The sequence below is a fragment of the Aliikangiella coralliicola genome (genome assembly GCF_007004725.1).
Lineage (GTDB): Bacteria > Pseudomonadota > Gammaproteobacteria > Enterobacterales > Kangiellaceae > Aliikangiella > Aliikangiella coralliicola.
This window is the reverse complement of sequence record NZ_ML660165.1, coordinates 364,389-379,376: the sequence shown is the minus strand read 5'-3', so window position 1 is coordinate 379,376 and position 14,988 is coordinate 364,389. Positions and strand designations below refer to the sequence as shown.

At 41.3% G+C, this 14,988-nt stretch carries 6 protein-coding genes; 5 read left to right on the top strand and 1 reads right to left on the bottom strand.

Annotated features, from left to right (window positions below; genetic code table 11):
* Positions 1 to 601 precede the first annotated feature (601 nt).
* From FLL46_RS14885 to FLL46_RS14870, 4 genes are all read left to right on the top strand, one after another.
* Positions 602 to 12,349: an Ig-like domain-containing protein gene (locus tag FLL46_RS14885; protein WP_142932080.1), complete on the top strand. Its 11,748-nt coding sequence runs from the start codon at positions 602 to 604 to the stop codon at positions 12,347 to 12,349.
* Positions 12,350 to 12,360: 11 nt separating this feature from the next.
* Positions 12,361 to 12,714, top strand: coding sequence for a hypothetical protein (locus FLL46_RS14880; RefSeq protein ID WP_142932078.1), 354 nt, complete (start codon positions 12,361 to 12,363; stop codon positions 12,712 to 12,714).
* An 80-nt stretch (positions 12,715 to 12,794) separates the two neighbouring features.
* Positions 12,795 to 13,328 (top strand): TerB family tellurite resistance protein, encoded by a 534-nt coding sequence (locus FLL46_RS14875; protein WP_142932077.1) that lies wholly within the window; start codon positions 12,795 to 12,797, stop codon positions 13,326 to 13,328.
* A gap of 101 nt (positions 13,329 to 13,429) precedes the next feature.
* Entirely contained in the window at positions 13,430 to 13,660 is a 231-nt protein-coding gene (locus FLL46_RS14870) for a hypothetical protein (RefSeq protein WP_142932075.1), read from the top strand.
* Between the two features lie 309 nt (positions 13,661 to 13,969).
* On the opposite strand, the gene FLL46_RS14865 is transcribed toward FLL46_RS14870, so the two are convergent.
* Positions 13,970 to 14,308: a hypothetical protein gene (locus FLL46_RS14865; RefSeq protein WP_142932073.1), complete on the bottom strand. Its 339-nt coding sequence runs from the start codon at positions 14,306 to 14,308 to the stop codon at positions 13,970 to 13,972.
* Between the two features lie 168 nt (positions 14,309 to 14,476).
* On the opposite strand from FLL46_RS14865, the gene FLL46_RS14860 reads away from it, so the two are divergent.
* Positions 14,477 to 14,731, top strand: a complete 255-nt coding sequence (locus FLL46_RS14860; RefSeq protein WP_142932071.1) for a hypothetical protein — start codon at positions 14,477 to 14,479, stop codon at positions 14,729 to 14,731.
* Positions 14,732 to 14,988: the final 257 nt, after the last annotated feature.

Below are 14,988 nucleotides of genomic sequence, written 5' to 3'. Positions count from 1 at the left end.
ATGATTACCAATATTGACCTTCAATGACTCTTCTTATACGCTGCTGAGGTTAGTTAGGTCAGTTTTTCTGCTTTTTCAAACAGACTGTTTTCAACGAATTAATATGCCTGAAAAGTCTACAGGTATGCCAATTTGTATCGTGTTAATCATTGTCATTTGGTTGCTATCTGTTTAAAATGCGCTCAAACCAAATAATCTCAAAATGAGATTATGGGTGGTTTTGTTTGAAGCTATGGAATTAAGTTTAAATTTATTGTTTATCGATGTAGTTGTTTGCCATAAATAAAGAAAATGGATTTTCGTCAGAGCGTTTATTCTACTTACTGTCATTTAATCACTTTTCTTCGTTTTATCTTCAATTCTAATCGGTTTGTTAATTCCCATGACGGTGATGTAACCCGCTGTGTTTTTAGTTTTGAGTAAATTCGCTCGCTGGTTGTGCGTGTAACTGATTGATTTTTCGATAATGTCCGATTTGTGTTAGTCATTGTCCGATTTTTGTTAATCAAAATTAACGCGAAATGAGATGATTGGTTGTAAATAGTCTTATCGAGATTGTTGTGGGAAGTCAGTGGAACATTTTTACGGAGCTTTGGGTCAGATGAAAAATTGGTTAGTCTTTATACTGTTGTCAGTCAGTTTATCAGGGCAAAATGTTTGGGGAGACAGTGGGGCGACAGCTGTACCAACAATTTCTTATGTATCTGGCTCGGGGCCATATCCTGATGGCACTCGCCAGGTTGAAATTTCATTCACAACCGACATTCCGTCAGTGTGTAAAGTTAAAACCAGTGATAAAAGCATCTTTGAATACTGGCCTGATAATGTCGTGTCTAGTAACAACTTGCTTCATCGAAATCAGCAAAAATTGTACGGTGATCATGATACTCAGGTCTTTATTCGTTGTCAGTCGCTTGAGAGTGGTCAAGTCACCCCGAACAGCTTTATTTTCCCCATTCGATTTACTAAGGAAGATAGTTTTCCCCAACCTCAGAATCTTATCGCCGACAGCCCGCTGTCACAGAACGGTGATTTTACTCTGTCTTGGGAAACCGTAACTGGAGCAACAAGCTATTATTTAGTTGAACAAAAAGATGATGGTTTGTGGAATGCAGTAGACTTGCCATCAGACGAACTAAGCGTCACTCTCTCAAGACCTGAAATTGGTCGCTATTTATACCGTGTGAGCGCCTGCTCAGACGGGGATTTGACCTCTTGTGGTGAATTTAGTGAAGAGGCCATTGTTTCTGTTGGCGCTTTTGCCAGCCATTTTCCCCCGATTATGCAACCGTTGAGCGGTTCTGGACCTTATCCTGCAGGTACCAGAGAAGTTGAGTTTTCAATCACCACCAATCTTGAATCGGAATGTCGTTACAGCGGTTTTAACGAAGGTATCTTTGAATATTGGTCTCATGACTTTTCATCCACAGACGGATTGACTCACACTAATCAGGTCAGCCTTTATGGTGACTATGACAAGGAAGTTTATGTGCGCTGTAAAGCGACAGCCACTGGTTACACCAACAAAACGAGCCTGGTTTTTCCTATACGATTTACTAACGGACAAGTTCTTTCCAAGCCTGAACAGCTGTCTGCTACGCCAGAAATGAATCTGGACGGTGTTTTTGAACTCACCTGGAATCCGGTAAGTGGCGCTAATGTTTATCATCTGATGGAAAAGAAGGATAACGAACTTTGGAAGGTGGTTAACTTAGTTGAAGGTGTTACTGCTATTTCCCTGGTTCGAACCGAGTTAGGCCGATATGAATATCAAGTGGCCGCTTGTTCTGATATGCAAAAAACGCAATGTAGTCATTTCAGCGATAATGCTATCGTGTCTGTTGGCGCCGATCCGCTGCATTTTCCTCCTATTATTAATTACGTTTCAGGTAGCGGCCCCCATGATGAGACAGTTTCTCAGCTTGAGTTAGCGGTTTCGACAAATTTAATGGCGGAATGTCGTCTCAATAAAAAAACAGATGGGTTTGAATATTGGTCGAGAGTATTTACTAGCGAAGATGGTACAGCCCATCAATTTAGTCTCACACCAGATAGTCGAGTTGACCAAACCTGGTATGTAAAATGTCAGTCGACAGAAAATCAATACATCAGTGATGCGTTCGAATTTCCGATTGATTTTACTGAAGATACAACCTTGCCCAAACCGTTGAATTTCAGTGTTGATAAACCTATCAATACCGGCAGTTATTTGTTGAGCTGGACGCCGGTTGAAGGCGCGGCCAGTTATCTTTTCAAAGAACGATTTGATGGTGGAGACTGGAGTTACACGACGTTATCTAACGATATTTTGCAACAGTCTATGAATAAGACGCAGACTGGCGAGTATCAATACCTGGTGGTTGCATGTAATGATCAGCAAGGAACAGATTGTGGCCATTACAGTAAACTGTTAACTGTCACAGTGATCCCGTCTGGATCTGAAAATCTTGCACCTGTTGCGCAAAATCTTCAAGTTGAAACCGACGAAAATACGGCAGCTTCAATTACATTAATCGCGTCAGATCCAAATGACGATACGATTGTTTACACGTTAGTGACACAACCACAAAGTGGTGTTCTTTCTGGCTCAGGAAAAGACTGGACTTACACACCACAAACTGATTTTTCAGGCACTGACAGTTTTACTTTTAAAGCCAATGATAGTGCGCTGGATTCCAATATTGCCACCGTGAGTATTTTGGTTAACGCAATTAATCAGCCCCCAATCGCAAACCCTCAATCGCTAGCAACGGATGAAGACAATGCAATCGCTGTGACACTGAGCGGCAGCGATCCTAATGGTGACAGTCTTAGCTTTGTTGTTGAAACACAACCAGCTAACGGCGTGTTAACCGGAACTGCGCCAAATTTGATTTACACGCCCAACGGGAATTTTAACGGAAGTGATAGTTTTACTTTTAAAACTAATGACGGTGTTGTTGATTCAGTGACTGTTACTGTGCAGTTACAAGTGAATGCGGTAAATGATCTGCCAATTGCTGTCGCACAATCTTTGACGGTTGAAGAGGATGGGACTTTAGCGATCACTTTGACAGGTAGTGATGTGGATGGCGATGCGCTTTCCTACTCGATAGTTACTCTGCCGACACAAGGCGTTTTGAGTGGTGATGCGCCCAACCTGGTTTATTCGCCGTTGGCAAATTTTAATGGCAGCGACACTTTTACTTTCATCGTAAATGATGGTGCGGCTGATTCAAATATTGTGACTGTTAATCTACTCGTTGGCGCCGTGAATGATGCACCGAAAATAACATCCTTCCCTATTACCGTGGCGACACAAGATTTCCAGTATAACTATTCAATCGTTGCATATGATACAGATGGAGACCCGTTAACCTATCAACTTATTGACGGCCCGAGTGGGATGACAATAAGCGTAGTGGGTGGCGGAGTGAGTTGGTCACCTACAGCCGACGACATCGGTGTTCATTTTGTTAAATTGCAAGTTGAAGACAGTCTAGGTGCCAGTGATATTCAAGAGTATGTTTTAACCGTTGGTCAACAACCGAATAGAGCACCGGTTATAACCAGTTCTCCGATCCTCACTGGGGTTGTGAATGAGGCGTATACATACACTATTACAGCAAATGATTTAGATAATGATTCTTTGATATATCGACTGATTGATGGTCCAGCGGGAATGTCTGTAAGTGCTGTCTCAGGACTGGTTTACTGGGTACCAAGCTACACTCAAACTGGCTCTGCTTCAGTGGCAGTTTCAGTTGAAGATGTGAGAGGCGCTATCACGCAACAATCGTTTAGTATTAACGTTGAATTAGGTGAAAATCAATCGCCGCAAATAACGAGTGCACCGGTTGAGCTAGCAAATGTTGATAAACTTTATAGTTATCAAGTAACAGCAACGGATGATGAAGCAGAGTCCTTGGAATATGTGCTCACTAGTCTACCAGATGGGATGTTGATTAATTCGGAAACTGGATTGATTAGTTGGGTTGCGGATAATTCATTAGTTGGTTCACATTCGGTCACTGTTAAGGTAATCGATGTAAAAGGAGCGTTTGATGAACAGCCGTTTGTAATTAATGTTACTGCTGCAGAAGAAAATCTCTCACCAGAAATACAGTCAACATCAGTTAACAATGCTCTACAAAATGGTGTTTATCATTATGATGTTGAGGCGACCGATCCAAACCAGGACTTGTTAAATTACGAGCTAGACTTTTCGCCGGAGAATATGACAATTAATCCTGAAAGCGGCGATATAACCTGGTTGTCCGAAGATAAATATTTACAGCCGCTGACTGTTGAAAACAATAGCTGTTATGCAGAACCAAAGGCATTCGATAAAATTGAAGTTCAGCAAGCTTGGCGACGTGTATTTACCACGTTAACCCCACCTATTGCTGTCCCGTTAATTGATACAAACAATGATAATCTTATAGATACAAAAGACATTCCAGTTACATTGGTTGCCAATAATGTGTCATTAATTGCCATGCGTACTGATAATGGAGATTTGGTGTGGCCAGAAATTAAACCTGGTGATCTAGGTATGGATAATTTCAGTTTAAGGGCCTCTGTTGCCGCCGCTGATATTGACAATGATGGGTTATTAGAAATTATTACTGTCGCCAAAGAAGGGATATATTTTAAGTTAATCGCGCTCGAAAATGACGGTACATTAAAATGGATAAATCATGATGTTGCTGTTCATGATGCAACAGATATAGTATTTGGTGACTTGGATAAAAATGGTGTTATTGAAATTCTCGTTGGAGATAAAGTCTTCAACAGTCAAGGTAATTTAATCTTAGAAGCCGAGCCTGATATTAATGTTGATACTCAGGGGATTTTAGGTCAGCAAGGCTTAATTATTGATCTTGATCTTGATGGTAGCAATGAAATTCTCACTGGATTTCACGCATATAATCAACAAGGCGATGAGCTTTGGAATAACCGTCACTTATCTCTATTGAAATCTGGTGCTGCGTTTGGTGTAGGAAATTTTGATATCGATGATTACCCAGAAATTATTGTTGTTAGTGGACATCATGCATCACTGATTGAACACGATGGAACAGTCGTTTGGGGGCCAGTTGCGCTCGACATTTTTGATGTGACTAACGTCGGCGGTGGTGGAACACCTGTTATTGTTGATTTTGATAACGATGGTTTCGATGAAGCTTTTGTTGTTGCACGCAGTAAAGCGACTTTGCTGGATAGCAACGGGCAAATTTTGTGGCAAGTTGATATGGATGACTCATCCTCGAGCTCGGTTGGTGCAACTGCATTTGATTTAAATCATGACGGTGTTTTAGAGATTATCTTCACGGACGAAATTGCTTTTTATATTATTGACAGCTTAACAGGCACTATTCTCTATCAAGATAACAGCCACAATAGCGGCACTATTATGGAACATCCTATTGTTGCCGATTTGGATGGTGACGACAGTGTCGAAATTCTTGTTACCGGGTACAGCGGTGTCGCTATGTACGATAGCGGCTCTGAAAGCTGGGGAAGCGTGATTAGTACTTGGAACCAAAGTCGCTTTTATCCATCGGCAACAGACAATCAGGGCCAAATTGTTAACGAGGTTAATTTTTGGTTAACAGAAGGCTTTAATGTTAATGCAAAAAGTAGCGAGTTACTTCCAGACATTACTGCACATGGTGTTGTTTACGATGAAGATAACCAGACACTCGCGGTGACTATATTAAACCGTGGTCAATTATCCGTGCTTACTGATTTTTCTGTTAAGTTTTATCAAGGTAATCCGTCTAACGGCGGTATTTTACTCGGTGAATCAATAATCAATGGGTTAGCTAAAAGCGCGAGTATTAATGTATCGGTTGAAAATATTGTTTTAGAAAGTGCGGAATTACTTTTTGTCGTTATTGATGAATCTGTGACATTGCTAGAATGTGATGTGACTAACAATCAGATTGTCGCATTGCCTGTTTCAGTAAAAGTTTCTGATGTCTATGGATTATCAGACGTTCAAACATACGCGTTGAATGTAAAAAGAATCAATCATCCGCCTCAAATAATTAGTTTAGCTCCACAGACGGTTGTTGCTGGTAATCTTTATCATTATGAATTGGGCATTAAGGATGATTTTGGTGACGTTCATCAGATTTCCTTAGAAAATTCACCGTCTCATATGTTAGTGCAACAGGCTAATCAAGCGGTGGTTTGGCGTACGACTGATGATGATATTGGCCAACATAATATCACCTTGACTGTAACCGACGCGGGAGGGTTAACACAGGTTCAAAATATTGTGATTACAGTAGTTGCAAATACTGGTCTAGTGCCGGAAATCCAATCACTAAATTTAGCAACTGCGATCGAAAGTGAGCTCTACAATTTTACCATTGTCGCCAATGATCCTGATGGTGATAATAACTTAATTGTTTATGAATTGCGTGATGAGCCTGCGGGAATGACTGTCAATGCAAGCTCTGGCGAAGTGAGCTGGACGCCGATGACATCGCAAGTTGGAGAACATTATTTTTCTGTTGTTGCGAGAGATAATGAGGGATTGAGTAACGAGCTTGGTGTTACTGTCACTGTCGTTAGTAACAACACTGATAATGACCGACCAGTAATTACCAGCGTGCCAGATTTTAACGCTCCCATCAATGGTACTTACCAATACCAGGTGGTGGCTACGGATATCAATGGCGATCCGCTAACCTATCAATTACGAGCTGCGCCTGAAGGAATGCTGATTAATACTGCAGGTCTAATAACCTGGACACTAATTGGCGAACCTGTTGGTGTACATTTAGTGGATATTTTGGTTTTTGATGATAAAGGTGGAGCAGCCACTCAAACTTACCAATTAAATGTTGGAGATAGTCAGCTTCCAGTGGTGTTAAGCACACCACCGTTATCGGCCTGGGTTGATCAACTCTATCAATATGAAGTAAAGGCTTATGATCCTGAAGGGAGTGGATTAACCTACACTCTGTTAAATTCTCCTGAAAGTATGCAGATAGAATCTAACAGCGGAGTAATTACCTGGACGCCATCTGAAGCAGAGTCTGGAATACAAGCTGTGTCAATTAAAGTGGCTGATAGTAAGAATGGCAGTGCGTTTCAAAACTATTCGATTTTTGTTAATCAGCATGAACAAAATCATGCGCCAGTAATAACGAGTGAGCCATCTTTTGTTGGTGTTGTTGATCAAGTTTACACTTATCAAATTAATGCGCCTGATGAAGATGGAGATTTATTGAGTTACCATGTTGTTAGCGGTCCAGATAATTTGTCTGTTGACGTTAATGGATTGGTCACCTGGACGCCAGGTTTACTACAAGTCGGAGAGCACTCCGTCACACTTCAGGTTGACGATAGTACTTATCAAGTCGCACAAAGTTATAATATTACTGTCTACGACGAACCCCTCCCATTAAACATTGATGTTAGTGTGACTCCAAAAGTCGCGTTAATCGATCAGCCTGTTTCAATTCATGTTACCGCGAGTGGTGGTAGCGGCGATAAGCAAATTGAAGTTACGGTTGACGGAGTCTCTCAATCGATAATTGATGATGTTGCAATTTTTACACCTACTGCAAAAGGCCGTTATGATGTGGTGGTATCTGCGAATGATGGTAATCAAACAGTGGAAGAGAATTACTTTTTTACTGTTGGTGACGCTGATGATACTACACCACCAATCGTAACTATCCATTCACCTGGTTCGCACGCTGAAATTACCAGTTTGACAGAAATTGTAGCAAGTATTCAGGATGATAATTTGGCGAACTATTTTGTCGCGTTGTTTGAGGCAGGGGAGTCGTTAAATTTTGAAAATGCCACAATCTTAGCTTCGGGCAGTAACAATATTACTGAGGCTCCAGTCGCAGAGTTTGATCCATCTGTGCTGTTGAATGGTTTATATCACATACTAATTCAAGCAGAAGATCTTAACGGTCAATGGACAACTAATTCAGTGACTTTAAGGGTGACGGGCGATCTTAAGGTCGGCAACTTCAGCATCACGTTTGAAGACAAGTCTATTCCATTGGCGGGTATTCCGATCAGGGTTACGCGTACTTATGATAGTCGACAAAAATCAAAGGCGCTTGATTTTGGTTATGGCTGGAGTGTGGGTTATCAAGACGTTAAAATTCAGGAGTCGAGTCAGCCCACAAGAGGTTGGCGCCAATATGCTTCGAATTCTTTATTTAATATTGACGGACAATCGGTCAGTTTGCCGAGTAGTTGTACATCCTCATTCAGTGAAAAGCTCGTCACTGTTACTTTACCTGACGGTGATGTAGAAACTTTTGTTGCCAAAGGTCGACCAGTCAGTGGTGGCTTAGTTAGTCTTTCTCATCCTGATTGCACTCTGTTAGGAGGTCGGTATATTAACCTGGAGTTTGAGGCGAAAGATGGTACTGATTCTGAGCTTGTGAGCTTAGATGGTCAAAGTCTCTATCTTACTAATGTCGACGGCGGCAACCTGGCGTTAGATATTATCGAAACTGCGGCGGTTGATGCGAAATCATATCAGTTGACCACTCGAACAGGTTTTGTTTATAAACTGGATCAATACTTCGGTATTGAAACCGTTACTGATCCAAATGGTAATACACTAACTTATAGCGACTCGGGCATTGTCCATTCGAGCGGAAAAAGTGTCACGTTTAATCGTGATGCAAACGGTCGAATCAAATCAATTACAGATCCCAATGGTCATGTTATTCAATACGACTACAGCGCAACCGGAAACCTGAAGTCGGTTACCGATGAGCTGGGTAGCACCACGAACTTTACCTATAACAATTCGCACGGTTTACTCGATATTACCGATCTGCTTGGCAGAAAAGTCGTTAAAAACATTTACAACGATGATGGTCGACTGATTGCACAGGAAGACTCTGACGGTAACAGAACTTCATTTGATCATGACCTGGCTGGCAGACAGTCTGTTGTCACAGATCGTTTGGGCCGTACTACAGTTCTTTATTACGATGATGAAGGTAATGTGACCAGCCAGGTTGATGCGTTAAGTGGTGTAACAACTTTCACCTTTGACACCAACGGAAACCAGTTATCCCAAACGGATCCATTAGGTCGTAAGAGCACCGCGACCTATAACGACAATGATGATCAACTCACCCAGACCAATGCGCTAGATGAAACTGTGAGCTTTACTTATAACTCACGCGGTCAAGAGTTAACAGTGAGTGATGAGTCCGGTCATGTGTTTACTAACACTTACGATGCGGTGGGGAATTTATTATCGATAAAAGATCCACAGGATAATGTGACGGGGAGTGATATTAATGCGCAAGGTTTACCCGCCAAGGTCACTGATGCGCTAGGTAATGAAACTACCTACACCTATGACGATGAAGGCAATAAGCTGACTGAAACCAACCCGCTTGGTGAGGTGACAACATTTACCTATGATGATAATAACAACGTATTAACGGAAACCCGTTCTCGAACGCTGGCGGATGAAAGTGTTGTCAATGAAACGACGACTTATGAGTATGACAAACGCAATCGAGTGATTAAAACCACCGATGCGTTGGGGAATATTTCAACAGTTGAATATGACTTGGTGGGCAATCAAAAAGCGACGGTGGATAGTTTAAATCGTCGTACGGAATATGATTATGATGCGTTTGGTCGTTTGACTGAAACTCGATTTGCCGATGGTAGTAAAACAACCAAAACCTATGACAAAGAAGGTAACCTGTTAACTGAGACAGACCGGTTAGGGCGTGTGACCAGCTTTGAGTATGACGGCTTGAATCGTTTGTTCAAAACGACTTATGCCGATGGTTCAATCACTCAAACCGAGTATGATGCGGTGGGTCAGGTGACGGCGGAAATTGATGCCAAAGGGAATCGAACGGAGCATGATTATGATTTAGCCGGTCGAAGAATTAAGACGACCAATGCACTGAATAATATTCATCAATTTGCTTATGATGCTAATGGAAACTTAACCAGTGAAACGGATGCGCTGAATCGTATCACAAGTTACACCTATGATAGTTTAGACAGAAAAACGCAAACGACCTTTGCGAATACTTCAACGATGTCAGACGGCTTCGATGCGTTGGCCAGAAAAACCTCAATGACTGACCAGGCGGGTGTTGTCACGAATTATGCTTATGATGCTTTGGGTCGATTGTTATCAGTGACGGATGTGGAAGGTAATGTCACCAGTTTCACTTATGATGAGGCTGGTAACAAGCTGACTCAAACGGATGCAGAAGGGCGCACTACAAGTTGGAGCTATGATGCGTTGGGAAGAGTATTAACGCGTACCTTACCACTTGGACAGGTGGAGTCTTTCACGTATGACTCGGTTGGCAATATGCTCACGCACACGGACTTTAACGGTGAGTTATCAACTTATGTGTATGATACCAACAACCGAGTGACTTCGATAACTTATGCCAAAGACGATTCAGTGGAAAGTTTTACCTATGACCTGAGTGGTAACCGACTGACTGCCACGAGTTCGTTGGGGACTTGGACTTATACCTATGATGTGATGAATCGTCTGTCAAGTGAGACTAAGCCCAATGGCGATAAGCTGGAGTATGGGTATGACCTCAATGGTAATAAGACGCAGTTAAAAGTCACTTATGCTAATGGTGATATTGAAACCGAAACTCTGAGCTATGACGAGCTGAATCGATTGGCTTCGCTCACGGATAGCGAAGGAAACATCACGACTTATGGTTATGATTCTGTTGGCAACAGAACCAGTGTGTCTTATCAAAATGGTTCGAGTCAAACCTATGCGTACGACAATCTTAATCGCCTCACTCGGGTTCAACATTACGATGGCACCGGGGCCTTGATTAAGCAGTTTGATTACACCTTACATGCCACCGGTAGACGTACCAAGATTGATGAGTCCAATGGTCGTAGCATGGCTTACACCTTTGATAGTCTGTACAGATTAACGGGCGAAACCATCACCGATTCGGTCAATGGTAATCGCGTAGCAACCTTTGAGTATGACAAGGTGGGGAATCGATTAGCAGAAACGATCGATGGTACAAGAAAGACATTCACCTTTGATAATAATGACCGCGTGTTAACCAATGGCAGCGTGACTTACAGTTACGATGAGAATGGTAATACGCTAACCGAGGGCAATGGCACTACCACCAAAACCTTCACTTACAATGCGCAGAACAAACTAACGTCGTTTAGTGATGGCTCAGCCACCGCCAGTTATCAATACAATGTTGATGGGATTCGAATGAGCCAGACGGTGAACTTCGAGACGACTCAGTATTTAGTCGATAACAATCAACAGTATGCGCAAGTGATTGCTGAGATTGACTCAAGTGATTCAGTCACCAAGCGTTATGTGTATGGTGATGATTTGATTAGTCAGACGTTAGCGGGCGAGACTTATTTTTATCTTTATGATGGCTTAGGCTCTACCAGAAATCTGACTGATAGTCAGGGCGTGGTCACAGACAGTTATGATTATGAGGCGTTTGGTGAGCTGCTGAATCAAACGGGGAATACGGAGAATGCTTATCGGTATACCGGCGAGCAGTTTGATGAAACGTTGAATCAGTATTATTTGAGGGCGAGATATTACAGTCAGGGAGTCGGGAGGTTTACTCAGCAAGATACGTGGATGGGTAGAAATTTCGACCCGATTACGCTGCACAAGTATTTGTATGCGAATGTGGACCCGGTTAATAATATTGACCCGACTGGGAACTTTAGCTTGGGACAAGCGCTGTCTGCTATAAACACAGCAGCTACGATTTATTCAGTTGCTACTTCGACCTATAATGTTTTGGAAAGTGCCGCAGCAGGTGAAGGGGAAGTAACTGCTAAAGACGTTGGTTTGGCATTTCTATCTGCTGTTGCAGGTGCGACGGCAGGGAAATTGCTGAAACTGTTAAGTAAGGCATGTAAAAAGAAAAGACAGTGTAATTACCTTAAAGCAAGAGCTGAAGCCGAGGCTAAAATAAGGTTGAAAGTGCTGACTATTCCTAATTCTAGATTGCAGCGCAGGGCTAAACCTTGGAGAATTGTTGTTATTACTGGAGCTTATGATATCAAACGAGGACGTGGTACTGCCGCAACAAATGGCCCCGCCAAACCTAATGCAAGATTACAGGCACATGGGCGCAAGTTTGGATTATCTATTGGGCAACGAAATGCTTGCGGAACCAGAAATACCGTGGGTAGGTGTGCTGAGTGGAGGGCGGCTGGTAATTTAACTAGGTCTGGATCGCGTGTTAAACATATTCGATGGACTGCTGCTTATTTAGTTCGTAAAGGCGAAAATGGTTTTGCTAGGCTAGGTGACGCTATTCCTCCTTGCGGTATTTGTGCTACGGCAGGCTTCCATCCATAAAAGGTTTTAAAATGAAAAAAATAAAATTATATTTCCATCTTCCTTCGATTGGTGAGTTTTTACATAGTGAGAATGGATTAATTGTTTCAAGCGTCCAAGTGATTAAAGGCTATATAGATAAAATATCTGATGAAAACGATAGTGTTCACTTGTTTGATATTGAACGGTCTATAACAATTGATATTTGTAAGGGGTTAACTGTTGATGGTTACCAGCTAGAAATTATATCAGCTAATGGGGTGTTCTATTATAGAGATGATATAAGAAGAGATAAAATGGAGTTTATGATAGAACATACTATCGACTGTTTGGAGGAGATTCTAAACGCTCCCGATAAATTTAACTTTGATGCTGAATCTATATAGCGAGGTGGTCTTGATGATAATCAAGGTATTCAAAACGGAATAAAGAAATATAATTTTAAGGAAAAAATAAAGGAGCAATAATGCACATCATTATCGGCATCATAACAGCACTAGCCGGGCTGTTGTGGGCCTTGAACAGTTTACAACAGTCAGGTTTTTCTTTCAGCTCACTCAATCCGTTCCTCTGGAACAGAAGACGAAAATGGAGAAAACTACACGCTCAAAACCCGCTTTACACCTTAGAAAATCCGATGGATGCCGCGGCTGCGATTCTTTTGGGAACTGCCAAGCTGGAAGGTGAAATCAGCAAAGAGCACAAAGCGGAAATATTGAGGATATTCTCTCAGGAATTTAATTTAGGAGATGACAAGGCAAGGGAGCTGTTTGCCTCATCCTCTTACCTCCTTCAATCGGAAAATAACTTTCTGAAAAATGTTGACAAAGTGTTAGCGTCATCAGCGGATAAGTTTTCGCCTGAACAAAGCGAATCTGTAATTGAGTTAATGACAAAAATAGCGGGCCTTGAAAGTGCAATTTCACCTGAACAGAAGCAGCTTATTAATTCGGTTTCAAAACTTTTAATATCAAAACAAAGTCATAGAGAAAAATGGTAATAGACTTAAAATCGGATAATCACTGCATTATCGATAATGACTGGCTCGTAGTGTACTGTCGTAATTTACAATAGAAAAAGAGTGTTGTTAGGAGAATCAATTTGCACATAATTATTTTTGCAGCTTTGGCTGTTACATTGTATTGGTATTTTTCAAGAAATGCTAAAAGGGCTGCTGTAGTTTGTGATTTTGAAAAAGATTTGTTACGTGCTTGTCGTGGAGATAGAGAGAAATTAGAACGGCTTCTTCGCCATGAGCAAAGTATTAACCCAAGCATATCTCGAACAGAAGCTGCTGAAATCGCTTTGCATAGATATAAAAGAGACCAATGAGGAATCAGCAGAGCCAAATAGTATTCTTTAGGTTGTCATTAGCTCGGATCGCTTAGGGTCAGATGAACTTGAAAAGAGGAGTGGCGGCTGTATCAAGAGTAGAGATCTCTGCTCCTTGTTTTTGTAGTATTTTAAATGTATTTTTTGTTCAGTTATCGATTAAACAAGCCGCAACCAAGTGTTCAATCACTACTAGTTGCAACTCTAGTTTTCTTGAATTTGAGTTTCAAGTTCATCTGACCCTCTGCTTCCGAGAGATTCATGCGGCCACTCATCCGGAGGAAACCGGAAAATAAGTCGCCGTTATCATTACTCAGTGCGAGCGTGAATAATTAATGGATGGTTATGCGGGCTGCAAGTGCTGTTATCAAGCCATACTCTGACCTTCTTACCTGTAGTGTAATTTGCCAGCATTAACGAGTAAATTTCGTTGAAGAGCACGTTGTTTGTTTTACTTATCACATAGTATGCCGTATTCGAGCATTTAGCAGGGTTTACGCTCATATCTGAAAAAATAAATACGCCGTACCCGCCATGTTGCGTGTGAAGATAGACCGTTTTAATCTCGACTGGAGCGGTCCATGTGGCGCTTACCTCCATGGATGTTAATAAAAGTGCGCTAAGCCAGATTATTCTCAATAGTTTCAATGTTAGTTCCTTTAGTATATTTCAAACAGTTCTATTCTACTGTTTTTTGCTGCTTGGGTGAAATAATGTTATCGTGTTTGCGGAAATTGAAGCCAGAAGTGCTTTAGTGCATTTCGGTTTCTTGTTTTAAAACTGCCTCAAGGGCAAAAAATTTCAGAAAGAAAAATAATGGGTGGCCCATTATCCTTGTTAAATATGAAAGTTTTAGATCTTCGAAGCCAAATAAATGAAGCACAAAACTTTGTAAGTGAGTTGCAAGAAAAGGAAATCGTAATGTGGTTGTCAAAACAAGGAGAGGTTGTGTTTATTCAAGGCGAATTACCTGACGGCGGATCATTGTATAGATTTACTTCAGCTCAAAACATAGAAACATTTATAGTAATTCAAGATGGTTCTATTAGTCTTTTTGATGTAAAAATATAACATTTCTTTAATAAGATTTAATTAGTCATTTAAGTGTTAATGAGGAAATGAAATTAGACACCTATTATTGTTTTGATAGCGGAAAGTATCGTTCGTCGAAAAACTCCAAATTGATGAGAAATGACGGGTCAGGTCGCGTTATTAATATTTAGGTCTGGTAAGTTATATAGCTAGTTCTATTCGCAAATAATTACATGAGAATGGCATATTATTACATGAGGTAAAGCGCTATCTCAGTATGTTATTTATATCCGTTA